At 71.3% G+C, this 21,129-nt stretch carries 26 protein-coding genes; 7 read left to right on the top strand and 19 right to left on the bottom strand.

The window, feature by feature from the left end:
• Positions 1 to 282: 282 nt before the first annotated feature.
• Positions 283 to 1,194: a glutaminase gene (locus AB0O21_RS31045; protein ID WP_365176260.1), complete on the bottom strand. Its 912-nt coding sequence runs from the start codon at positions 1,192 to 1,194 to the stop codon at positions 283 to 285.
• Positions 1,194 to 1,886, bottom strand: a complete 693-nt coding sequence (locus AB0O21_RS31050) for a demethylmenaquinone methyltransferase (RefSeq protein WP_365176262.1) — start codon at positions 1,884 to 1,886, stop codon at positions 1,194 to 1,196. The genes AB0O21_RS31045 and AB0O21_RS31050 overlap by 1 nt, the downstream gene beginning before the upstream one ends.
• 256 nt (positions 1,887 to 2,142) lie before the next feature.
• On the opposite strand from AB0O21_RS31050, the gene AB0O21_RS31055 reads away from it, so the two are divergent.
• Complete coding sequence (locus AB0O21_RS31055) at positions 2,143 to 3,093, top strand: DUF3152 domain-containing protein (RefSeq protein ID WP_365176264.1); 951 nt, start codon at positions 2,143 to 2,145, stop codon at positions 3,091 to 3,093.
• A gap of 2 nt (positions 3,094 to 3,095) precedes the next feature.
• Positions 3,096 to 3,404 (top strand): helix-turn-helix transcriptional regulator, encoded by a 309-nt coding sequence (locus AB0O21_RS31060; protein WP_365176266.1) that lies wholly within the window; start codon positions 3,096 to 3,098, stop codon positions 3,402 to 3,404.
• Here the strand turns inward: AB0O21_RS31060 and AB0O21_RS31065 are convergent.
• The 13 genes from AB0O21_RS31065 to AB0O21_RS31125 form a co-directional block, all read right to left on the bottom strand.
• Positions 3,373 to 4,020, bottom strand: a complete 648-nt coding sequence (locus AB0O21_RS31065; protein ID WP_365176268.1) for a hypothetical protein — start codon at positions 4,018 to 4,020, stop codon at positions 3,373 to 3,375. The genes AB0O21_RS31060 and AB0O21_RS31065 overlap by 32 nt on opposite strands.
• Before the next feature lie 20 nt (positions 4,021 to 4,040).
• Entirely contained in the window at positions 4,041 to 5,240 is a 1,200-nt protein-coding gene (gene mqnC / locus AB0O21_RS31070) for a cyclic dehypoxanthinyl futalosine synthase (protein ID WP_365176270.1), read from the bottom strand.
• 105 nt (positions 5,241 to 5,345) lie between these two features.
• Complete coding sequence (locus AB0O21_RS31075) at positions 5,346 to 6,104, bottom strand: A24 family peptidase (protein WP_365176272.1); 759 nt, start codon at positions 6,102 to 6,104, stop codon at positions 5,346 to 5,348.
• 3 nt (positions 6,105 to 6,107) lie between these two features.
• The gene (locus AB0O21_RS31080; protein ID WP_365176274.1) at positions 6,108 to 9,056 is read right to left on the bottom strand and encodes a BTAD domain-containing putative transcriptional regulator; all 2,949 of its coding nucleotides are present in this window, start codon (positions 9,054 to 9,056) and stop codon (positions 6,108 to 6,110) included.
• 58 nt (positions 9,057 to 9,114) lie between these two features.
• Positions 9,115 to 9,579: a Tad domain-containing protein gene (locus AB0O21_RS31085; RefSeq protein ID WP_365176276.1), complete on the bottom strand. Its 465-nt coding sequence runs from the start codon at positions 9,577 to 9,579 to the stop codon at positions 9,115 to 9,117.
• Positions 9,576 to 10,007 carry a TadE/TadG family type IV pilus assembly protein gene (locus AB0O21_RS31090; protein ID WP_365176278.1) on the bottom strand — a complete coding sequence of 144 codons (432 nt, stop codon included), beginning with the start codon at positions 10,005 to 10,007 and terminating at the stop codon, positions 9,576 to 9,578. Before AB0O21_RS31090 ends, AB0O21_RS31085 begins: the two co-directional genes overlap by 4 nt.
• 7 nt (positions 10,008 to 10,014) lie before the next feature.
• The gene (locus tag AB0O21_RS31095; RefSeq protein WP_365176418.1) at positions 10,015 to 10,392 is read right to left on the bottom strand and encodes a TadE family protein; all 378 of its coding nucleotides are present in this window, start codon (positions 10,390 to 10,392) and stop codon (positions 10,015 to 10,017) included.
• Between the two features lie 105 nt (positions 10,393 to 10,497).
• Positions 10,498 to 10,743, bottom strand: a complete 246-nt coding sequence (locus tag AB0O21_RS31100; RefSeq protein WP_365176279.1) for a hypothetical protein — start codon at positions 10,741 to 10,743, stop codon at positions 10,498 to 10,500.
• A 46-nt stretch (positions 10,744 to 10,789) separates the two neighbouring features.
• Positions 10,790 to 11,725, bottom strand: a complete 936-nt coding sequence (locus AB0O21_RS31105; protein ID WP_365176281.1) for a type II secretion system F family protein — start codon at positions 11,723 to 11,725, stop codon at positions 10,790 to 10,792.
• Positions 11,722 to 12,663: a type II secretion system F family protein gene (locus tag AB0O21_RS31110; RefSeq protein WP_365176283.1), complete on the bottom strand. Its 942-nt coding sequence runs from the start codon at positions 12,661 to 12,663 to the stop codon at positions 11,722 to 11,724. The genes AB0O21_RS31105 and AB0O21_RS31110 overlap by 4 nt, the downstream gene beginning before the upstream one ends.
• A 7-nt stretch (positions 12,664 to 12,670) precedes the next feature.
• Entirely contained in the window at positions 12,671 to 13,978 is a 1,308-nt protein-coding gene (locus AB0O21_RS31115; protein ID WP_365176285.1) for an ATPase, T2SS/T4P/T4SS family, read from the bottom strand.
• Positions 13,975 to 14,859 (bottom strand): hypothetical protein, encoded by an 885-nt coding sequence (locus AB0O21_RS31120; RefSeq protein WP_365176287.1) that lies wholly within the window; start codon positions 14,857 to 14,859, stop codon positions 13,975 to 13,977. Before AB0O21_RS31120 ends, AB0O21_RS31115 begins: the two co-directional genes overlap by 4 nt.
• 27 nt (positions 14,860 to 14,886) lie before the next feature.
• A complete protein-coding gene (locus AB0O21_RS31125) occupies positions 14,887 to 15,603 on the bottom strand; it encodes a hypothetical protein (protein ID WP_365176289.1) in 717 nt (238 codons plus the stop codon).
• A gap of 266 nt (positions 15,604 to 15,869) precedes the next feature.
• Here AB0O21_RS31125 and AB0O21_RS31130 point away from each other — a divergent pair, with 266 nt between their 5' ends.
• From AB0O21_RS31130 to AB0O21_RS31140, 3 genes are all read left to right on the top strand, one after another.
• Entirely contained in the window at positions 15,870 to 16,187 is a 318-nt protein-coding gene (locus AB0O21_RS31130) for a hypothetical protein (protein ID WP_365176291.1), read from the top strand.
• 100 nt (positions 16,188 to 16,287) lie between these two features.
• On the top strand, positions 16,288 to 16,935 hold the full coding sequence (locus tag AB0O21_RS31135; protein ID WP_365176293.1) for a hypothetical protein: 648 nt from the start codon (positions 16,288 to 16,290) through the stop codon (positions 16,933 to 16,935).
• On the top strand, positions 16,923 to 17,966 hold the full coding sequence (locus AB0O21_RS31140) for a hypothetical protein (RefSeq protein ID WP_365176295.1): 1,044 nt from the start codon (positions 16,923 to 16,925) through the stop codon (positions 17,964 to 17,966). The genes AB0O21_RS31135 and AB0O21_RS31140 overlap by 13 nt, the downstream gene beginning before the upstream one ends.
• An 82-nt stretch (positions 17,967 to 18,048) precedes the next feature.
• Here the strand turns inward: AB0O21_RS31140 and AB0O21_RS31145 are convergent, their stop codons facing one another.
• From AB0O21_RS31145 to AB0O21_RS31155, 3 genes are all read right to left on the bottom strand, one after another.
• Positions 18,049 to 18,840, bottom strand: coding sequence for a hypothetical protein (locus tag AB0O21_RS31145; protein WP_365176297.1), 792 nt, complete (start codon positions 18,838 to 18,840; stop codon positions 18,049 to 18,051).
• 37 nt (positions 18,841 to 18,877) lie between these two features.
• Positions 18,878 to 19,468 (bottom strand): hypothetical protein, encoded by a 591-nt coding sequence (locus AB0O21_RS31150; protein WP_365176298.1) that lies wholly within the window; start codon positions 19,466 to 19,468, stop codon positions 18,878 to 18,880.
• Between the two features lie 99 nt (positions 19,469 to 19,567).
• Positions 19,568 to 19,693, bottom strand: a complete 126-nt coding sequence (locus AB0O21_RS31155) for a hypothetical protein (protein WP_365176300.1) — start codon at positions 19,691 to 19,693, stop codon at positions 19,568 to 19,570.
• Positions 19,694 to 19,782: 89 nt separating this feature from the next.
• Here AB0O21_RS31155 and AB0O21_RS31160 point away from each other — a divergent pair, with 89 nt between their 5' ends.
• Positions 19,783 to 19,995, top strand: a complete 213-nt coding sequence (locus AB0O21_RS31160) for a hypothetical protein (protein ID WP_365176302.1) — start codon at positions 19,783 to 19,785, stop codon at positions 19,993 to 19,995.
• 22 nt (positions 19,996 to 20,017) lie between these two features.
• Here AB0O21_RS31160 and AB0O21_RS31165 read toward each other — a convergent pair whose 3' ends face one another.
• The gene (locus tag AB0O21_RS31165; RefSeq protein WP_365176304.1) at positions 20,018 to 20,560 is read right to left on the bottom strand and encodes a hypothetical protein; all 543 of its coding nucleotides are present in this window, start codon (positions 20,558 to 20,560) and stop codon (positions 20,018 to 20,020) included.
• 233 nt (positions 20,561 to 20,793) lie between these two features.
• Between AB0O21_RS31165 and AB0O21_RS31170 the strand changes: the two genes are divergently transcribed.
• Positions 20,794 to 21,054 (top strand): WXG100 family type VII secretion target, encoded by a 261-nt coding sequence (locus AB0O21_RS31170; protein ID WP_365176306.1) that lies wholly within the window; start codon positions 20,794 to 20,796, stop codon positions 21,052 to 21,054.
• Positions 21,055 to 21,129 lie beyond the last annotated feature (75 nt).

The following is a 21,129-nucleotide window of genomic DNA, read 5'->3' on the forward strand; positions in this document are numbered from 1 at the left end:
TCGCGAAGCGACGCGACGACGAAGGAGGAGCGCCCTTGACGAGCCGTTCCGACACGGAAGGACTATGGGACTGACGGGAAACCCCCCGCGCCCTCCCTGATTCCGCCCAGTGAAGGTCCCGCCAATTGCCGGGTCCCGGTGGTCTGTTCCGTTCCGCCCCGGTGGGGCCCCTTCGGGGCGGACCCGCACTCGGGGGCGGGTGGGCAGACACCGCCCCGCCCCCACCCCCCGAGGGGGGTGAAGTCCCGCACGCGCGTGGACCCGTACCCCTCGCCCCGCCCCCTAGAACACCGACAGCCCCGTCAGTGTCGTGAAGCGGTCCAGGGCTGCCACGCCTGCCACCGAGTTGCCCTGGGGGTCCAGGCCCGGGCTCCAGACCGTCAGGACGCATTGGCCCGGGACGACCGCGATGATGCCGCCGCCTACGCCGCTCTTGCCCGGGAGGCCCACGCGGTAGGCGAATTCACCCGCCGCGTCGTAGGTCCCGCAGGTCAGCATCACCGCGTTGATCTGCTTGGCCTCGCTGCGCGTGAGGAGGCGGGAGCCGTCCGCGCGGAGGCCGTGGCGGGCCAGGAAGAGGCCCGCGCGGGAGAGGTCGGCGCAGCTCATCTCGATCGAGCACTGCCAGAAGTAGTGGTCGAGGAGCGCCGGTACGGGGTTGTCGATGTTGCCGTACGAGGCCATGAAGTGGGCGACGGCCGCGTTGCGGTCGCCGTGTTCGTGCTCGGAGGCCGCCACTTCCGGGTCGAAGGCGAGGGACTCGTTTCCGCTCTCGGCGCGGAGGAAGCCGAGGAGTTCGCTGCTCGCGTCGCCCGTGAGTGTCTGGAGGCGGTCGGTGACCACGAGGGCGCCCGCGTTGATGAACGGGTTGCGCGGGATGCCGTTCTCGTACTCCAGCTGCACCAGCGAGTTGAAGGGGTTGCCGGAGGGCTCCCGGCCGACCCGCTCCCACAGGCTGTCGCCGCCCTCGGCGAGGGCCAGGGCGAGGGCGAAGACCTTGGTGATCGACTGGGCGGAGAAGGGGACCTGCCAGTCCCCCACCCCGTACACGTTGCCGTCGAGGTCGGCGATCGCCATCCCGAAGCTGTTCGGGTCGACCGTTGCCAGGGCCGGGATGTAGGCGGCGGGCGTGCCGCTGCCGACCAGCGGGGCGATGTCGGTCGCGATCCGCTCCAGCAGGGCGTCGTAGTCCATCAGGCCTTGAAACCTCTGTGCAGCGCGACGATGCCGCCGCTCAGGTTGCGCCAGGCGACCTTGGACCAGCCGGCCTTCTGGAGGAGGGAGGCGAGGGCGGGCTGGTCGGGCCACTCGCGGATGGACTCGGCGAGGTACACGTACGCGTCGGGGTTGGAGGACACCGCGCGCGCCACCGGCGGCAGGGCGCGCATCAGGTACTCCGTGTACACCGTGCGGAAGGGCGCCCAGGTGGGCTGCGAGAACTCGCAGATGACGACCTGGCCGCCGGGCTTGGTCACCCGGTACAGCTCGCGCAGCGCGGCGTCGGTGTCCTGGACGTTGCGCAGCCCGAAGGAGATCGTCACGGTGTCGAAGACGTCGTCCTTGAAGGGGAGCTTCGTCGCGTCGCCGGCGGTCAGCGGCAGCCACGGGTGCTTCTTCTTGCCCTCGCTGAGCATGCCGAGGGAGAAGTCGCAGGGGACGACGTACGCGCCGGTCGCGGCGAAGGGCAGCGAGGAGGTCGCGGTGCCGGCGGCCAGGTCGAGGACCTTGTGCCCGGGGCGCGCGGCGACCGCCTTGGCGACCTCCTTGCGCCACAGCCGGGCCTGGCCGAGGGAGAGGACGTCGTTGGTGAGGTCGTAGTTCGCCGCGACGCCGTCGAACATGGAGGCGACTTCGTGCGGCTGCTTGTCCAGGGAAGCGCGGGTCACTGGCGTTGGCCCCTCGGTGTGCGGTACGGATCGGCGGATACGGGGCCCATCCTCTCAGGCCGCACCTCCCCCTGTGGCGGGGGCTCCACGGCACCGCGGCCGTGCACCGGCACAACTGGCCCGGAGGACAGTTGCGCGGGGCGGGCGCGGCCACGTTGACTGGCGGGGTGCGGCCCGGTGAGAGGGTCACCCTCCGGATCAGCACCCGAATCGTGGCCGGTCCGGGCAGGGGCCGCCGCGAACAGAAGGCTTCACGATGCCGGCAGGCCATTCCACCGGTCGCTCCCACCGCAGTACCCGCCGAAAACCGAGCAACCCGGACAACTCGCGCACCCCGCGCGCCAGGCGGCGGGCCGAGCGGCGCAAGCGGCTGCGGCGTACGCTCATCGGCTCGGCGGCGCTCGTCGCGGTCGCGGTCGGGGTGGCCGCGTACACGGGCGGCTCCGGGGACGGGGCCGCGGTCGCCGGCGGCCGGCAGAAGTCGGCCGCCCAGCCCGACCAGCTGGACGGGGAATCCTCCGGCGGCGGGGACCCCGCCGCGCAGGGCGGCCGGCGCTCCCCCTCCCCGGCGCACCACTCCGCCCCGCCCGCGTCGCCTCCCGCGAGCCCGCCCGCGCCGTCGCCGTCCGCCTCCTCCGGGGCGCCCGCCCGGCCGGGGGTCTTCCAGGCCTCCGCCGCCTCCGGCCAGGCCCAGGGCAAGGGGCCCGTACGCCGCTGGCGCGTGGAGGTCGAGGAGGGCAGCGGGGTGGAGCCGGACGCCGCGGCCAAGGCCGTCGAGAGGATCCTCGGGGACCCGCGCGGCTGGACCAGGGACCCTGCGTACGCCTTCCAGCTCGCCGGGCCCGGCCAGCCGGTGGACTTCACCGTGAAGATCGCGACGCCGACGACCACCGACCGGCTGTGCGAGGTGGTCACCCCCGAGCTGATCGGGGAGACGAACTGCCGGGCCGGCCACACCGTCGTGGTCAACCTCAAGCGCTGGCAGGAGGGTTCGCCGCAGTTCAACGGCCCGGTGGAGGAGTACCGGGCGCTGATCGTCAACCACGAGGTGGGGCACGAGATCGGCCGCGAGCACGAGACCTGCCCGGGCCCGGGCAAGCCCGCGCCCGCGATGATGCAGCAGATCAAGGGGCTGCACGGCTGCAAGGCCAACGCCTGGCCGTACGACGCGAGCGGAACTTATCTGTCGGGTCCGCGCGTCCCTTAACCGTGGAAACCTCGCGCGTCGTCAACTTCAGCGTCCCCGGCTGGTTCCCCTGGTACGGCACCCACGTGCCGCAGGGGGCCCAGCTCACCGAGCAGGAATCGGCGGTCTTCGTGTGCCTGGCCACCGGCGCCTCGAACGCGGAGCTCGCCGATGAGCTCCAACTCTCGGTCAGCACGGTGAAGTTCCACGTCGGCAACATACGCGCCAAGCTCGGCGGGATCAGCCGGCTGCAGGCCTGCCTGCTCGCCGCGCTGGCGAGGGAAGGGGCGGGCCGGCCCGTCACCGACGGCGGTGCAGCAGCCGCCCGCTGATGACCGTGGCCACGCACGTGGTCGCGCCCCGCTCCAGCAGCGCGGTCTCGTCCGCCACCGCGAAGACCGCGAAGCGGGCCGGGGCGCCCGGCTCGAGGACCCCGTAGAAGGCCTGCCCGGCCGTCTCCCGCCCGGCGAGGGGGTCCAGGGAGGGCGGAGTGGGCCCTGAGGCGGCCGGCGGCAGGATCGTGAGGCCGGAGCGGACCACCGCCGTGCGCACCGCCGGGACCGTGAAGCGGCCGGTGACCGCCACGACCCCGCGCGCGAGCAGCTTCTGGGTGCCGCGCCGGGCGCTGTTGCCCCAGCGCGCCTCCGTCATCTTCAGCTCTTCCAGCGCCGCCTCCCCGCTGATGGGGTCGGCGCCGAGCTCGGTGACCTCGTACGGGTCGTCCGGGTAGTACGTGCGCTCCAGCAGCTCGTCCGCGCCGCGGACCAGCAGCCCCGGGGTGAGCAGCCCGGGCCAGCGGCGGGCGCGGGCGTGCGGGTGGCTCTCGGCGAGTTCCGTGAAGGGGCCGAGGGCCGCGATCCGGTCGCCTTCGACCAGGACCGCGCCGTCGGGCACGGGCGCGGATCCCGGCCCCGGGAGGAGGAGTTCGGCGGAGTGGAGCGTACGCATCAGTTCGTCGGCGTCCGGCGTCAGTTCGTCGAGATGAGCTTCAGCTCGGGGTGGGCCGTGCCGCCCTCGATGGCGGTGGAGGAGATGTGCGAGACGACGCGGTCGTCGACGGGGTCGTTCGCCGGGTCGTCGTGCACGAGGAGGTGCTCGTACGTCGTCGCGCGCTGCGCCGGGGTGCGGCCCGCCTTGCGGATCAGGTCGATGATCTCCTGGCGGTTGGAGCGGTGCTTGGCGCCGGCCGAGGAGACGACGTTCTCCTCGAGCATGATCGAGCCGAGGTCGTCCGCGCCGTAGTGCAGGGAGAGCTGGCCCGCTTCCTTGCCGACGGTGAGCCAGGAGCCCTGGATGTGCGCGATGTTGTCGAGGAAGAGGCGCGCGATCGCGATCATGCGCAGGTACTCGAAGATCGTCGCCTGGGTGCGGCCCTTGAGGTGGTTGTTCTCGGGCTGGTAGGTGTACGGGATGAAGGCGCGGAAGCCGCCGGTGCGGTCCTGCGTGTCCCGGATCATCGCGATGTGCTCGATGCGCTCGGCGTTGGTCTCGCCGGTGCCCATCAGCATGGTGGAAGTGGACTCCACGCCCAGCTTGTGGGCGATCTCCATGATCTCCAGCCAGCGCTCGCCGGACTCCTTGAGCGGCGCGATCGCCTTGCGCGGCCGCTCCGGCAGCAGCTCGGCGCCGGCGCCCGCGAAGGAGTCGAGGCCGGCGGCGTGGATGCGCTGGATCGCCTCCTCCACCGGCACCTTGGAGATGCGGGCCATGTGCTCGACCTCGGACGCGCCGAGGGAGTGGATGACCAGCTGGGGGTAGGCCTGCTTGATGGCGGAGAAGTGCTGCTCGTAGTACTCGACGCCGTAGTCCGGGTGGTGCCCGCCCTGGAACATGACCTGCGTGCCGCCGAGCTCCACGGTCTCCGCGCAGCGGCGCAGGATGTCGTCGAGGTCGCGCGACCAGCCCTTCTTGGTGTCCTTGGGGGCCGCGTAGAAGGCGCAGAACTTGCACGCCGTGACGCACACGTTGGTGTAGTTGATGTTCCGCTCGATGATGTACGTCGCGATGTGCTCGGTACCGGCGTAGCGGCGGCGGCGCACCGCGTCGGCGGCCTGGCCGAGCGCGTGCAGCGGCGCGTGGCGGTAGAGGTCGAGCGCCTCTTCCTTGGTGATCCGGCCCCCCGCGGCGGCGCGGTCGAGGACAGACTGGAGAACGGCCTGGTCGGTCACCGGTGCGTCACCTTTCGGCGGTGTGTCTGTGTCAAGGTCCGGACCGATCCAGCCTACGCCAGGGGCCGGACCGGATTCGGGCACACCCCCCGAAGGCCGGTCGGCTCACCCGAGCCCGCCGTAGAGCCCGCCGTAGACCACGCCCGCCAGCGCCCCGGCGAGCATGAACGGGCCGAAGGGCATCGCGGTCTTGCGGCCGGCGCGGCGCAGCAGCATCAGGCCGAGGCCGTGGACGGCGCCCGCGAGGAACGCCGCGAAGGTTCCGGCGAACAGCACGGGCCAGCCGTACCAGCCCAGGACCTGGCCGAGGGTGAGCGCCAGCTTGACGTCGCCGAAGCCCATGCCGCCGGGGTTGATGAGGAAGAGCGTGAAATAGCAGGCGCCGAGGGCGAGACCGCCGAGCAGCGCGGTCGGCCACGAGCCGGCCGCTCCGGGGAGCAGGGCGGCCACGCCGAGGCCCACCGCCGTCGCGGCGGCGAGCGGCAGCGTCAGCACGTCGGGCAGCCGGAACACCGCCCGGTCGACGAGGGCGAGCAGTACGCCGAACGGCGCGAGGGCCAGCCACACGAGCAGTTCGGGGCGGACGCCGACGGCCGCGGCGAGGGCCGCGCAAGCCGACGCGGTGAGGAGCACCGGCACCGGGGCGGCCGCGTACGCGCCGGTGTGCGCACCGCACGGCGGGCACACCGCGCGGCCGACCCAGCCCCCGGCCGGGCCCGTCAGCGGATGCCCGGCCGGGCAGGTCGTACGCCACGCGTCGTCGGCGCCGACGGAGAGCCGGTGGGCGGCGCGCGGCACGAGGAGGCCTGCGGCGGCGCCCCACGCGGCGGCAGCGGCCACCACGAGGGCCTCCGTGACGTCCACCGGTCAGCCCGCCGCCGCGTCGTCGTCGCCGCGCCAGGACGGCAGCAGCTCCTGGAGCAGGGCCGCCGTGCGCGGGGGCAGGCCGCGGCCGCCGCCGAGCCGGGCGGCGCGGGTGGCCAGCGACTCGGCGAGCGCCGTCAGCCGGTCCGTGTCCCCGGTGGCGTGGGTGGCCCGCAGCAGCTCGTTCCACAGCCGCTCGTCGCCGGGCGACAGGTTCATGGCGCTGGACAGCGCGGCGATGGCCTGCTCCGGACGGTCCTTGCCGAGCTGGTGCTCGGACAGCGTCAGGGCGATCTCGGTGACGAGCAGCGGCAGCTGCGCGTCGATGATCTCGTGCGAGAGCCAGCCGTACCGGCCCTCGGCACGGTCCGGCAGCAGGCCGCCCCGTACGAGTCCCAGCGCGTCGGTGAGCATCCGTCCGCGGGCGTTCTCGTTGCGGGCGAACCGGCCCTGCGTCGCCTCGTAGTGCAGCGACCGCATCACGTCCAGGTCGGATACGACGGACGGGGCCAGGGTGAGCCGGCCGGCCTCGCCGGAGCGCAGGCGCGGGGTGCCGTCCGGGTCGGTGCCCAGCCATTCCCGCAGCCGCTCGATGAGCGCGTCGCGGACGTCGTCGGTCACACCGCGCGGCCACAGCGCGGCGGCGAGCACCCGCGGGTTGACCCCTTCGCGGTGCAGCAGGCACATGGCCAGTGCCTCGGCCATCAGGGCCGCGCGGTCGGGGTCCGGGGTGTCGAGGCCGATGAGTTCCAGGGGGCCGATGAGCCGGGCGAAGACCGCCGGGGGCTTCTGCTCGGTGACGTCGACGAGGAACGGCGGGGCGCCCGGGTCGGGGTTCGGGTCCTGGCCGGCCTCGCCGTCGGCGTCCCGGAAGAGCTGCACGACGGCTTCGTGCTGGGCACGGGGCAGCGTCTGGGCCTCGAGTTCGAGACCCAGCACGGGGGCGAGGAGCCTGCCGTCGGCGGTGACCTCCAGCTCCCAGACCGCGCCGGGGAGGTTGCTGGTGGCCGTCCCGATGAGGTAGCCGATGCCGAGCCGGGCCGCGTCCGTTCCCAGTGCGGAGAGCTCGGCGGCCTGGGCCTCGGTCGGTTCGGCGGCGAGCAGCACGAGGTGCGGCGCCCACCGGTTGTTCTGCGCGTGGCCGCTGCGGCCGGTGAGGACGGAGTCGTGGCCCGCGGCGCCCAGCGCGCCGGCCCGCTGCCGGGTCTCGGCGTCCATGACGGGCAGCAGGTCCTCGATGCCCGGGAAGTGGCGCAGCCGGGAGGGCGCCAGCGCGGTGAGCTCCTCGCCGAAGCCGACCAGGGTGATCGCCAGGCGGTCCGACCAGCCGTTGGTGGCGAGTTCGGCGGCGATGGAGGACATGACCGCGGCCCGGTTCTCCGGTCCTCCGGTCAGCGCGACCACGCCGGGTACGGATTCCAGGTTCAGCAGCAGCCGGTTGCCGTCGACAGTGCCGAGGCTGACCAGGCCGGGGTACGGGGCCGCCGTCTCGCTGGCCGGGGAGGCTTCGGCGGCGGTCTCGTCCAGGCGCCAGACCGTCTGGTCCTGGCCCTGCTGCCACGGCGCGGGCGGGGCGTCCTCGCCGTCGCCGAGCTGGAGGTGGATCTCGCCGCCGACCAGCCAGGCCGCGTACACGGTCGGCAGCGGGCGGGAGGCGGCGGTGAGCGCCTCGGACAGGCCGCGCAGGGAGCGGTCGAGGCGGCGTACGGCGTCGGGGTCGGCGCCGACGAACAGGGCGTCCTGGACGTTGGCGGCTTCGCCGGTGGGGACGGGCGGCGTGGTGCCGCGGCCGGTGACGGTGCCCATCGCGGACTGCCACAGGGCGGTGCGGCGACGGCGGCCGAGCGCGGCCAGCAGGCCCGCGGCCAGCAGCGGGGACGCGAGGAGGGCCTCGGGGAGGCCGAAGGAGGAGTCGTCGGCGGCCGTCGCCTGGGCCTGGTCGCCGGTTTCGGCGGTGCCGTTCGCCGCACCGGACTTGTCCTGCGTGGCCCAGTCCCGGGGCAGGACGATCTGGGTGGTGTCCTTGTCCACGGACCCCGTGGAGGCGCCCGCGCCCTTCTCGGCGGTGTGGCCCGAGGCCAGCGGGTGGTCGCCGCTCTTGGCGTACTCCTCGATCTGCCCGCGCACCTTCTCGGACACCTGGGGCGCCTCGTCCGGCATCTCCACGAGGTCGCCGCCGTACGCGTCCGCGGGCATCTCCATGATCCAGCCGGGTCGGATCAGGCTGGCCTTGGAGAGCTTCTCGCCGTCCGGCTGGACGCGGTCCTTGTTGAGCTCGTAGATCTCGGAGTAGCGGCGGCCGTCACCCAGGTGGCGCTCGGAGATCTCCCACAGCGAGTCGTGGTGGCGGCCCTGCGGGGGCTGGATCCGGTAGAACTTCGTACCGTCCTCCCTGGCCTGCTCCGCCGCCTGCCGGTCGGCCTCCGCCCGCTCGGCGGCCTGCTGCTCCTGCGCCGCCTGCTGCGCCTGCGGCCCGGGGGTCTGCTGGGCGGACGCCGCGACGCCCGGGCGGTGCTGGTCGTCCAGGGACTGGCCGAGCTGCGAGAGACCGGGGGCGAAGCTCGCCGCGCCCGCGGTCACCAGGAGCAGGGCCGCGACCAGCTGCCGGGCGAGGGCCTGGCTCGCCCCGGCGCCGGGCACGCGCGCCGGCATCCCGAAGCCGGACACGGCGGCCTTGACCTCGACCAGGACGCACGCAGTGAACTGCGCCCAGGCCAGCCACACGACCACGGACAGCACGTAGATGAACGTGTCGACGGTGATCTGCTGCTGGAGCATGTCCAGCGACGGCACCTCGTCGGGGAAGGGCCACCCGATCTGGGACGCGAGCGCCACGGGGACGCCGAGCACCAGGACGGCCAGCGCCAGGAACGCGAGGAACGCCTTGACGAAGTCGCCGAAGGTCCGTCGTGGTCTCGGTGCGGCGTTCGTGCGGGAGGTTCTGCGTGCCATGGCGGCCTTCTGTGTGGAGAGGTGCGGTGGGCGGGACGGGTGGGGCCGGACTCCGGACTTATCCGGTCAGGGACTCGGCGATCGCTCTGCCGCGTACGGTGACCGGTCCGCGGTGGTAGAGGCCGAGTACGGGGCGGTAGGTGAGCTGGATCTCGACCTGGACCTGCTGGGCGTTGGCGGAGATGCAGCCGGACGCGTTCTGGTCGGGGAGCGACATCTCCGCCTTCTCGGTGAACGTGCGCACCCGGGCACCGCAGTTCTGGTACCTGATCGGAGCGCCGCCCGTGCCCGCGTATAGGGCTGCGCGGTCGATGTCCTGCGCCGCGAACCGCGCGGCCTGCTCGGCGATGTCCGCCGCCCGCTCCCGCTGGGCGATGGCCATGCCGCCGTCGACCACGAAGGCGGCCAGCGCCAGGAAGAGGATGCTGAAGATGATCAGGGCGCCGGCGCCGGAGCCCCGGTCGTCCAGGGCCGCCCCGCGCGCCGCGAGGCGGGCCCGCAGCCCGTCCAGGAGGCTTCTCATGCCGCCCTCCGGTAGGGGTCCAGCGGCGAGGTGGCCTTGCCGCTGATCCGGGTCTCGATGTCGAGGCCGAGCATGGCGAGGCCGCGGATCTCGCAGGAGACCTCCACCGTGAAGAACTCGCCGGGTTCGAACCCCGCGCTCTTCTTCTCCACCTCCACCGCGCCCGAGCAGACCTCGTCGAGATCCGCCTGGGCCGCCCTGCGGGCCTCGGCCATCGCGGTGCCCTCGTTCCGCTGGATGGAGCCGGCCCGGGCCGCGTCGCGCGCGGCGCCGTCGACCGCCCCGCGCCCGTTGGCCAGTTGGCCGAAGGCGACGAGGACCAGAATGAAGAGGAAGAAGACCGGGGCGATGATGACCACCTCGATGGTGGAGATCCCCCGGTCACCGGCCACGCGGTCACGTACCCACCGCTCTGTCCGCTTGGTCAACGGACCGTCACCCCCCGTCCTGCACGAAACGCTCGACCGGTCCGCTCGACTCCGCGCGGATGGTCAGGTCGAGCCCGGGCACGATGCTCGGCGCGCGCGCCGTGATCTGGACGCGCACCGTGTTCGGCGCCGGCTGGTCGGTCACCACGTCCGGGCTGAGCACCAGCGACGGCCCGAGCTGCTGGATGTAGCTGTCCACTGTGGCACGCGCCTTGCCCTGCCAGCCGCCCGGGTTGGCGTCCGCCGAGGCCCGCGCATCACGGGCACCCGCCTGGGCCGCAGCCTGCGCCACCTGGTCCGCGAAGGAGTACATCGCGAACTGGACCGCCGCGAAGATCATGAAGAACAGCACCGGCGTGAGGAAGACGAACTCGATCGCGGACATGCCGGAGTCGCCGCGGGCGGAGGCGGCCTCCGTCCTGCGGCGTACGGCGCCGCGCAGCCGGGCTGCGCAGCGGATCACGGCGTCGGTCACGGGAAGGAACTGCTGCTAGCAGGTCTTCGACTGGTTGGCACCCGCGATGCAGTCGCCGACCTTGTCGGCACCCTCGCTGAGCGCGGTGTTGAGGATCGCCGCGACGACTCCGACGATCGCCACGACGACCGCCGAGATGATCACCCACTCGACGGCGGACGCGCCTCGGTCCAGCTCGCCCGAGCGGGCGCGCCGCACCCGGCCCTGCAGGAAGGTCACCAGAAAGTCGACAGCCGGGTGGCTGCTGCGGAACCCGTTCATGGGGGAGTCCTCTCGAAAGATGGGGATACGGAATGGATCGGGAGGGTCAGGCGCCCTGGAACACGCGCATCGCCGCCGGGTAGATCAGGAAGACCAGGAAGCCTGCGCAGAGCAGGAGTTGGGCCACGAGCATCGACTGCGACTTCTCGCCGGCGCTGCCCTCGATCTCGGCCATCTCCCGGTGCCGCATCGTTTCGGCGCGGGAGGCCAGGGAGTCCCGTACCTTCGCACCGTCCTCGGCGACGAGGCCGAGCGCGCTCGCCAGGTCCTTCAGCTCCTCGACGCCCAGCTCCTCGCCGAGCGCGCCGAGTGCCTGCCACTGGCTGATGCCGGTGATCCGGGCGTCCGCCAGGGTGTTGCGGATGCGTCGCAGCGCCCAGCCGTCGCTGACCTCGGCAGCGGCCATGAGCGCCTCGGGCAGGCCGCGGCCGCCCGCGAGGTTCATCGCGACGAGGTCGAGGTAGGCGCCGATGACGCGCCGCAGGTCACGGCGCCTCTCCGCCGCGTCCCGCCGTACCTCCAGGTCGGGGAGGAAGAAGAAGACCAGTCCGAAGGCGAGCGCCATCCAGACGGGGACGACCGGTCCGCTGCCGAGGCCGAGCGTCCAGACGATCGCGAAGAGGAACGGGCCGAAGAACAGGCCCGCCGCACCCAGCAGGATCTTCGTCGCCAGGAAGTTCTCCCAGCTGCGCTCCAGGACGTTCAGGTCGGCCCGCAGGGACCGCTGTTCCCAGCCCTGCTGCCGGTAGAAGTCGGCGATCCGGACGCCGACACCGGCCCGGAACGTGCCGAACCGCCCGGAGTCCTCGTCCTGCTGGGCCGCGCGCGAGGGCGACTCGTACAGTGCGCCGCGCGCTCGCATCGCGTCGATCTGCGCCACGGTCGCCACGGCGCCGCGCTTCGAGGGCACCAGGGCGCGGACGAGCGCGTAGATGCCGAGACCGAGGACCGCCCCGATCACGACGGGAAGGGTGAGGTTCACCGCGAACCGACCTCCTCACGTTCGGACGTGGGCTGTACGAAGCGGACCGGCTGCGCGTCGCGGACCAGGAAGCGCTCGGGCGTCTCGATGGTGGACAGCTTGCGCAGCCACCAGAAGCCCAGGGCGAAGAGGCCGCACACGCACGCCAGGACCAGCTGGCCCACCGGGGAGTCGTACGGGGACACGAACTCGGGGTTGAAGATCGAGAGCCCGAGCACGAAGGACACGCTGACGCCGACGACGATCTGCACGCTGCGCCGGGTGCTGGAGCGCTGCGCCATCACGCGCTGGCGCATGTCCACCTCCTCGCGGGCGGACTTGGCCAGCGCGCCCAGCACCTGCCGCAGACCCGGCCCGCGCAGGCGGGCGTTGAGGATCAGCGCGGCGACGATGATGTCGGCGGAGGCGTCGTCGATCTCGTCGGCGAGGTGCTGGAGCGCGTCCGGCAGCGGCATACGGGCCCGCAGCCGGTCGACCAGCGTCTCCAGGTGCGGGCGCAGGGCGGGGGCCGCGGCGCGGGCGGACGCGGGGATGGCCTGCTCGAGGCCGACCGCGCCGGCGATGGTGTCGCGCAGCGACTCCGTCCAGGCCGCCAGGGCCTCGACGCGGCGCATCGCGCCCCGCTCCTCGGCGGCGCCGCCGAAGAGGCGGTTCCAGAAGAAGACGAGGACGCCGGTGGCGATGCCCGCCACCGCCCAGCGGGTCAGCAGCAGGATGACCAGGCCGGCGCCGATCGCGAGGGAGCCCCGCTGGCCGGCGAACCGGGCCATCTCGGCGAGGCGCTCGCGCGAACTGGCCTTCTCGTGCTCGGCCTTGACCGGGAGGCCGCGGATCGCGGCGATGAGCAGGGCGAGCCCGCCGCCGACCACCAGGCCGCACACGAGCGTGTACAGGACGGGCAGCGAGAAGAGACCGCCCATGGAGGTGATGCCGTTCATGTCCGCCTCACCCCCAGGATCCGCTGGGGCGGTAGCCGAAGGGAATGAGCTCCTCGATGCAGGAGATCGGGGCGTGCGGGACGATCCGGCCGTCCGGGGTCTCCGCGAAGACCTCGCTGGACAGCACCCGGCCGTCGACGCCGTTCACCTCGCGTACGGAGGTGACGACGCGGCGGAGCCTGCCGCCGCTCGTGAATGCGTTGCGGCGCTGGACGAAGACCACGAAGTTGATGGCTCCGGCCACCAGCATCTGGCTGGCCTCGATGGGCAGCCGTTCGGCTGCCTGTAGCGCGTAGGTGGAGATGCGGCTGAAGACCTCGCTGGAGCTGTTCGCGTGGATCGTGGAGAGCGAGCCGTCGTTGCCCTGCGACATCGCGTTGAGCATGGTGACGATCTCGTCGCCGAGCACCTCGCCGACGATGACCCGGGACGGGTTCATACGCAGCGAGCGGCGCACCAGCTCGGACATCATGATGGCGCCCTGGCCCTCGGAGTTGGGCAGCCGCTCCTCGAACGCCACCACGTTGGGGTGCAGTTCGCTGAACGTGTCGAGGCCCAGCTCCAGGGCGCGTTCCACCGTGATCAGGCGTTCGGTCGGCGGGATCTCGTTGGCGAGCGCGCGCAGCAGCGTGGTCTTTCCGGCGTTGGTCGCACCCGCGATCATGATGTTCTTGCGGGCGCGGACCGCGCAGGACAGGAAGTGGCCCAGCTCGGGCGTGAGGGTGCCGTTGCCGACCAGGTCCGACATGAAGACCTTGCCCATGCGGGACCGTCGGATGGACAGCGAAGGCCGCCGGGTCACGTCCATGACGGCCGACAGGCGGGAGCCGTCGGGCAGCCGCAGGTCGAGCTGGGGGTTGGCCGAGTCGAAGGGGCGGGAGGACAGGCCGGAGTAGGCGCCGAGGACCTGGATCAGCTCGATGAGCTCCTCGTCGGTCTCGGCGACCGGTTCGCCGCGGACCTCGGCGCCGTTCGCGTACCCGACGAACACCTGGTCGCAGCCGTTGATGTCGATGTTCTCGACTTCGGGGTCGTCGAGCAGGGGCTGCAGCCGGCCGACGCCGAAGAGCGCGGCGTGCACGGCGGCCGCGAACTGTTCCTCGGTCTCGGCGTCGAAGGGGGTACGGCCCGCGTTGATCTCGCCGCGGGCGTAGTCCTCGAGTATCTGGGCGATGACGGCGCGGGCGTACTGCCGCTCGTCCTCGCCCGACATCTGCATGAGGCCCGACAGCTGGTCCACGCGTCGCTGTTCGGCGATGCGGTCGCCCGCCTCCTGCCGGAAGCGCTTGACGAGCTGGTGGTCGACTGCGCTCATCGGGCCGTGCCCTGGCCAGGAACGAAGGAGGGCCCACCGGGGGCGCCGGGGGCGCCCGGACCGGCGGGGCCTGCGGAGGCGGCCCACGCGGCCCCGTACTTCTGGTTCAGGTCGAAGGAGATCTGCCGGGCGGACCGGATCAGCAGCGACTTGTCCAGCCGACCGCGCCGGCGGCCCGCCAGCTGCTCCGCGCCGGGCGGGTCGTAGGCGAGGGTGCCCAGGACCCGTACGCCCGAGTGCGAGGCGACCAGCATGTCGTTGACCTGGTTGGACACCTTCGAGGAGTCCTTGGGGTCGGCCACCAGCAGCACGCCCAGCAGCGGCGTGGTGAACTGCGCGGTGCCGCGCTGCGTGCCGTGCAGCCGGGCGGACAGGGCGAGGGCCCTGTCCCGGACCCGGGCGATGCTCTCGGGCTGCGTGCGGGCGACCAGCAGCACCAGGCTCGCGTGGGCGAACAGCTCCAGCGCGGGGCCGTCCCCGCCGATCCGCCCGCAGTCGGCGATGACGTCGGCGGGCGCGTGCGGGGACTCCGCCAGCGTGGCGAAGGCCCGGCCGAGCAGCGGCCACTGGCCGACGAGGCCCGCGGACTGCTCGGACGAACCGAGTCCGACGAGTACGTCGAGACCGCCGGACATCGTCTGCGCGTGGTCCCAGAGCTGGTCCGCGGCCAGGCCGCGACGCGCGGTCGCGGCGATCGACAGCATGCCGGTGTTGGGGTTGAGCGGACCGCCGTGGGCGGCCGAGCCGCGGTACACGAGGTCCCCGCCCGCGGCGTCGGCCTCCGCGAGCAGCGCGCGGCGCGGCCAGACGGCCGAGAGCGCAACGGCCGTGGTGGTCACACCGGGTGACCCCTTGTCGGCGGCGAGTGCGATGAGCGCCATTTCTTCTGCTTCCTGTGCGCTCGTGAATCAGCCGGCGGCCGACGGGATCAGCACCAGCGCGACCTGGCCGGCCGCGGCCGCCTGGGTCAGTGCCGCGATCTCGTTGGTGCTCACCATGACGGTGACGGGCAGGTTGCCGCTGCTGATGGTCTTGTCGTCGCCGACGATGACGTCGTTGACGCGCGCGTCCTTCACCAGCAGGGTGTTGGCCTCACCGGCGCCGCTCGTGGCGTTGCCCGAGGGCTTGGTGGCGTCGGAGCTCACGCGGTAGGCGGAGACGTGGTCGCCGACCTTGAGTCCGGCGGGGTACTGGCCCTCCTTGAGGGCCAGGCCGACGTAGGCCTTGCCGTCCGGCAGGCCCTTGCCCTCCGAGAACATCTCACCGATCGCGATGGTGCCCTTGACCAGCGAGGCCTTCGCCTGGAGCTTCTTCAGCGCCTCGCGCTGCTCCCAGCGGACGTAGTGGACGGAGGGGTCGTCGGCCACCATCACGGGCTTCATGTTGTCGTTGGTGACGGACTTGCCCGCGGGAATGTCAGCGGAGATCCGTACGACCTCGATGCGCTCGCCGGCGCGCAGCACGAGCACGGTGGCACCGAGCGCTCCGACGAGGATGAGCAATACCGCCAACGCGGCCAGCGCCGGCTTGCGTTCCCGCCCCGTGGAGGGGAGTCGCTCGCCAACGCCCTGGGCAGACCCGGAACCCCTGTGGTTCGCCGCGCCCGCACGTTCCTGGACCTTCACTCCAACGCTCCCCCGTGCACCGCAACAGACAAAACCGGCCATTCGCGAACAGAACGCGTCTGCTCTGCTGATGAGTTGACCGGACTATAGAAAAGACAAGGTGATCGCACGGTAGCAGTAGCACATAGGCACCTCAAGGCGAGTCCGCCCCCGTGGGACACCAGGGCCGATAAATGAGTACGCGTACTCAGACGGCCCCTCCCGTAAGCGACGAGGATGACTCCCGGATGGTTCCGCAGAGCCCTCGAAAGCCGGAGGAAACCTCGATGCACCACCCCCCGCCGCCCACGCCGCCCCCACCCCCGACCCGCGCCCGCCTCCACGGAGCCTGGTACACCGCACCGGCGGTCCTGCTCCTCGCCGCCCTCTCCCTCACGGGCATCGGCGTGCTGGCGGGCCTGTTCCTCACCGCGGGCAAGCACGTTGCGTGCGACTCGACCACCGAATGCGCACACACTCCTTACGAACCCGGCTACGCGGCCCCCGCCTGGCCGCACGCCCCCTTCATCGCCGCGGCGGTGTGCGCGGCCCTCGCGGTGGTGACATTCGTCGCAATCCTCGTCGTCCGGCGGCGCGGTCGCTGAACTCTTCGGGATCCAGCCCCATTCGCCCTGGCGAAACCATTCGCCGCGCCGGTAGCGTCAGACAGCTTCAGAAGACCCCAGCCCCACCAGGAGCCGCCCAGTGAACCGCCGCACTTTGCCCGTTGCAGTCGCCGCCACGGCAACTGCCCTGCTGCTGACCGCATGCGGCGGGGGCACCGAGAAGGCCGACGACAAGATCGCCGGCGCGGACGAGAGCTCTTCCTCGTCCACGTCGCCGAGCCCGAGTGCCAGCACCCCGGACACGGCGGGGCGGCCGAAGGTCACGCTGCCGGCCGACGTCAAGAACGAGTTCGAGGGCTGGGTGACCGGCGACGCCGTGAAGGACGCCGTGCTGACCGACGTCACCCACCGCGTCAACGCCACCGACGCGGCCATCGTCAGCGACGAGGCCGAGTCGCCCGCGATCCCCTTCTACTACCAGCGGGACGCGCTCGTCGGCGCCGCCAAGTGGGTGGCCGACTACAAGAAGGACGGGCTCTCGATCACCGGGACGACCCGCTTCTTCAACCCGAAGGTCGAGATCCTCAGCGACAAGTCCGCGGCCGTCAGCTACTGCTCGGACGAGAGCAAGGCCTTCAACAAGGACCGCAAGACCGGCAAGGTGGACAACAGTCCATCCAACAACCCCTACGTCCTGTACAGCGCCAGGCTGGACAAGAACGACAAGGGGATCTGGCAGACGACGAAGCTCGACTCGAAGCGGGGGGACAAGACATGCGCACCGTGACCACGACCGGCCGGTGGGTGACCGTTGGGATCACAGCCGCCGCGCTGGCTCTCATACCCGGTACGGCTTTCGCGGAAAAGGGCCGGCCCGGCGGCACGCAGGGCAACACCCAGACCGGCGGCAGCCTGTCGGACGGCAAGCTCACCACGTCGGTGACCACCTCCGGAGACACCAAGCCCGCGGGCACGAAGACCGGCGGCTTCACCGCGGCCGGCAACTGGACACCGCCGGCCTGCTGGTACGAGCCGCGCACGGCCGCCGAGTTCCAGGCGTACGTCGAGGGGTTCTACGACACGACCGTCAACTACCCGGGCCAGCACAGCTACGCCAAGACGGCCGCGGGCCAGTTCCGGGACATCTACAAGGACGGCAAGTACAAGAACTACAACCTCGACAAGGCGAGCGAGGGCGCCTTCTGGGTCGCCGTCGTCAACCCCGACCGCGCGAACGAGCTCGCGGCCATGTCGTGCAGCGACCTGCCCGAGTGGGTGCCGAACGGCACGCCGCCGCCGTTCCGTCAGGCCATCACGCCCGAGATGCTCGGCCAGATCGCCTACGGCGCCATCAACCTGCCGACGACCAAGGTCAGCCTCGCCCCGGCGGACAACACCAAGGTCAACCTGGGCACCTGGGCCTGGATGGACAAGAACGTCTTCGAGCCGAAGAGCGTCACCGCCTCGCTCAACGCGGGCGGTACGACCGTCTCCGCGACGGCCACCGCCACGCCGGCGTCCGTCCGCCTGACGCCCGGCGGGGAGGCCATGCTCCACCCCGCCTCGGGCGAGTGCGCGTTCAACCCCGGCGGCGGAGCCGGCGCCCCGTTCACCGCGGGCTCCGAGAACCAGACCCCGCCCTGCGGAATCACGTACCTGCGCTCCTCCGGCAAGGGGACCTTCCCCCTCCAGGCCACCGTCACCTGGACGGCCGCCTGGACCGGCAGCAACGGCACGGGAGGCCAGCTCCCGGCCGGCGCCATGCAGGGCGAACCCCAGAACGTGACGGTCCAGGAGATCCAGGCCGTCAACCGCTGAGCACGTAAGACGGCACGAGGGGCCGCCGCCCGACCGGGGAAACCCGGACGGGCGGCGGCCCCTCATCGCGTCCCAAGGAGGCTCAGCCGAGCTCCGAGCCGTCCGGCAGCAGGTCGGCGAGCATCTGCCACAGCTCCTTGGCGTTGGTCCGGCGCACCCGCAGCGGGCTCTCCAGGGTGACCTCGCCCTCGCGCACGGGCTCGGCGGGCAGCTCGCGGACCCAGTACCCCTCCATGCCGCAGTCCCAGACCGCCAGGCCCGTGAAGGTCGGCTCGGGGTTCTCGACGTGGGCGTTCTTCCACGCCACCGTCATCCGCCACATGCAGTTGAGCTGCGCGAGCACCTCCACCAGGCGCTCCGGGGCGCCGGTCTCGCGGGCGGCCTCCTCGGTGTCCACGATCCCCTGGCCGGCCTCCATGCGCACCATCAGCGCGTCGAGTTCACCGGTGGTCGAGACGATCGTCTCGGTGAGGTCGGCACCCTCCACGACGTCCTCGTGCAGGTCGATGCTCCGGGCCAGGGCCGGGACGAGCAGCGGGGCCTCCACGGGGAGGTACTCGGACTCGGCCTCGCCGGGCCAGCCCTCGTGCACGAACACGAAGTCGTTGCCGATCACGGCGCCGCTCTCCAGGACGCCCTGGGGGCCGGTGATCTCCGTACGGACGATGACGCGCGGCTCCAGCAGCGTGGCGACGAGCGGGTAGAGGTCCCCGATGATGGATCCGTCGTCGCCGACTATTCCGGCCGAGCGGAGTTCGGCCAGCGCCGTTTCGAGCTCGCCGGGGACCTCGCTCTCTTCGACGAGGATGCCGAGCACGCTGATGTGCGGGTCCGCGAGGCGCAGCCGGCGGCGGGCTGCATCGATCGAAGGCATTTCAATTCCTCTAAGAAAACAAAACGGTTCAGGAAGATCAGAAGTCGGGCAGATCCAGCCGGCTCAGGAAGCGGCCGGGCCAGGAATAGAGAGCGCCGCCGAACGTGAGATTTCGGGTGTACATGCTCTGCAGCGCGATCGCGAGGGCGATGTCGACATTGTCGATATCGCCCTGCGCGACACCCGAGATGGTCCGGGGGTGCCTCCACTCCGAACGCGACGTGGTGACGCTGGCACCATCCCGCAGGAGCCCGTGGCGGCGCTTCCCGTCGAGCACCTGGTACGTGTAGTCGCGGCCGTAGACGTTGATGCGCAACGCGCGGCCCCGTCGAGTAAGGGCCATGCGCCTACGCTTGAACACTGCCGGCCACTCGTTGACGTTCAACTGCATTTCAGCCATGCGCAGGTAGTTGCGGAAACCAATCGCGATGTAGGTGACGCTCGGGAAGTTCTCCCCCCAGGCCGCCCCGAGCAGCAGGTTCTGTTCCCTGTCGACCCGCTCCAGCGGGAACTTCAGCTCAACAGCACCGAATCCGGGCACGGATCCCGACCACGCGTGGGTAGATGCCTTGTAGACGTTCCCCTCGGTGGCACCCGCATAGGACAGTTCGAAGTGGATCGTGTGCATCCGGCACCCCTCAATCGAATGGCGTGAGTCTACTGCTCGGTCTTTCCGCAGCTCCGCGCGAGGGCTCCCGCGCTTCGTCACCGCCGGATTTCGGCAGCCTCAGTCGAACGGGTTGTATTTGCTCACGAGGTTCTTGGCTCCTTCGGCCAATTTGCCCGCACCCTTCGAGATCGCCTGGCCTGCCTTATCCGCCACGTCCGCCACCTTGCCCGGCCACTTCTTCACGGTGTCCCAGTTGTCCGCGATCGCGAGCCCGCCATAGACGAGGCCGGTGACGGCAACCGCACCGATCGGAAGCAGCTGATCTGCGGAAGTTGGCCGACGACATCCGGGCCCTGCTCAACGAGCCCATTGAGATCGCAGCGGACCGGAACGCCAAGCGGGATGAGCAGTGGCAGGGCCCCACTGCCAACAGCGTCCGCGGTGAACTCGCCGTACACAAGACGCGACTGGGGACCATGGCCAGCGAACTCGACAAGGAAGCCGCCAACCGGAACGACAAGAGCGACGGAAATCCGCCAAACTGAACATGCATCCGGCCTGCCTAGCTCAGCCGTGACGCCAGGCCGGGTTCCGGAGGCAGTCGGTCACCACGTTGGCGGTGAGTTTCGGGATGATCTCCCCCGATGTTGTGCGGAACGGAGACGCCGAGATCATCACGACGCCAGACCCGGGCATCATCACCTGCTGGGTCACCCCGTCGGGATGGCCGGCCGGACTGATGACCCGCCGTTCCTGCGCCTTCCACCCGTCCTGAATCGTCAACCGGCTCACCACGCCGTCCAACAACTCCTCCGGCGGCCGCCGGTCGGATGCCGGGCCGGTGAGGTCAATGACCTGTGAGGCAACGAGCTTGCTGGCGTCCTTGCCGTCCAGGAAGTCGGGCCCGCCACATTCGGTCTTGCCGTTCCCGCGCTCATCCGGCTCGATCCCCGGCATCGCCGGCTTCATCGCGTCCAGGACGCCTGGATACATGGCGTCCATCGCCTCCTGATACGTACGCCCGGCCCCGTCGGCCTTCTTCTCCGACCCCGATCCCGACCCGGAACCGGGCAGCATCGAGCAGCCGGAGAGGGTCGCCGCCACCAGCACGGCGCACGAGATCTTCCGAATGGTTCCGGTACGCAACTGTTCGTCACCGCCCTGGCTCCGTCGGTCACCGGCACCCGGTCAAGGCAGTGCGGGGCCGTCGCTCTGGTCCCTACGGGGTCAGCATAGTCACGGATGCGTGTTCGGAAGGGGGATCCATTTCGCTTAGGGTTGCGATAGCGTCCGTTGATGCGAACGGAGCGTCCGTCGTTCACAGTTACACGGGGAGGGCCGCCATGGATCGTGGCGCAGATATCAAGCAGCTTCGGGAACTTGCGAAGCTGTTCAGCAACAAGGCCGGAGACCTGCAGACGCTGATCAACCAGCTGAACTCGTCGACCTCCGGTAGCACCGGCTACTGGAAGGGTCCGAAGTCGGACCAGTTCCGCCAGGAGTGGGACACCGCTCGCGGAACCTTCACGAAGTGGGTCGACACCCTCAACGACGCCAGCAAGTCGGCGTCCACCAGCGCCGACAACATCGAGCGCGCCACCTGATCCGTCCTGCGGATCGTTGAGCACACACAGCGGCGGGGCGTCCACCTGGATCAGGTGGACGCCCCGCCGTCGTGG

The sequence above is a fragment of the Streptomyces sp. NPDC091371 genome (assembly GCF_040684275.1).
Taxonomy (GTDB): domain Bacteria; phylum Actinomycetota; class Actinomycetes; order Streptomycetales; family Streptomycetaceae; genus Streptomyces.

Excerpts from the sequence above, each read along its gene's own strand:
- AB0O21_RS31045 (WP_365176260.1), bottom strand. The coding sequence starts at position 1,194 with ATGGACTACGACGCCCTGCTGGAGCGGATCGCGACCGACATCGCCCCG.
- AB0O21_RS31055 (WP_365176264.1), top strand. The coding sequence starts at position 2,143 with ATGCCGGCAGGCCATTCCACCGGTCGCTCCCACCGCAGTACCCGCCGA.
- AB0O21_RS31065 (WP_365176268.1), bottom strand. The coding sequence starts at position 4,020 with ATGCGTACGCTCCACTCCGCCGAACTCCTCCTCCCGGGGCCGGGATCC.
- AB0O21_RS31080 (WP_365176274.1), bottom strand. The coding sequence starts at position 9,056 with ATGGCACGCAGAACCTCCCGCACGAACGCCGCACCGAGACCACGACGG.
- AB0O21_RS31085 (WP_365176276.1), bottom strand. The coding sequence starts at position 9,579 with ATGAGAAGCCTCCTGGACGGGCTGCGGGCCCGCCTCGCGGCGCGCGGG.
- AB0O21_RS31095 (WP_365176418.1), bottom strand. The coding sequence starts at position 10,392 with ATGTCCGCGATCGAGTTCGTCTTCCTCACGCCGGTGCTGTTCTTCATG.
- AB0O21_RS31100 (WP_365176279.1), bottom strand. The coding sequence starts at position 10,743 with ATGAACGGGTTCCGCAGCAGCCACCCGGCTGTCGACTTTCTGGTGACC.
- AB0O21_RS31110 (WP_365176283.1), bottom strand. The coding sequence starts at position 12,663 with ATGAACGGCATCACCTCCATGGGCGGTCTCTTCTCGCTGCCCGTCCTG.
- AB0O21_RS31115 (WP_365176285.1), bottom strand. The coding sequence starts at position 13,978 with ATGAGCGCAGTCGACCACCAGCTCGTCAAGCGCTTCCGGCAGGAGGCG.
- AB0O21_RS31120 (WP_365176287.1), bottom strand. The coding sequence starts at position 14,859 with ATGGCGCTCATCGCACTCGCCGCCGACAAGGGGTCACCCGGTGTGACC.
- AB0O21_RS31130 (WP_365176291.1), top strand. The coding sequence starts at position 15,870 with ATGCACCACCCCCCGCCGCCCACGCCGCCCCCACCCCCGACCCGCGCC.
- AB0O21_RS31140 (WP_365176295.1), top strand. The coding sequence starts at position 16,923 with ATGCGCACCGTGACCACGACCGGCCGGTGGGTGACCGTTGGGATCACA.
- AB0O21_RS31145 (WP_365176297.1), bottom strand. The coding sequence starts at position 18,840 with ATGCCTTCGATCGATGCAGCCCGCCGCCGGCTGCGCCTCGCGGACCCG.
- AB0O21_RS31150 (WP_365176298.1), bottom strand. The coding sequence starts at position 19,468 with ATGCACACGATCCACTTCGAACTGTCCTATGCGGGTGCCACCGAGGGG.
- AB0O21_RS31170 (WP_365176306.1), top strand. The coding sequence starts at position 20,794 with ATGGATCGTGGCGCAGATATCAAGCAGCTTCGGGAACTTGCGAAGCTG.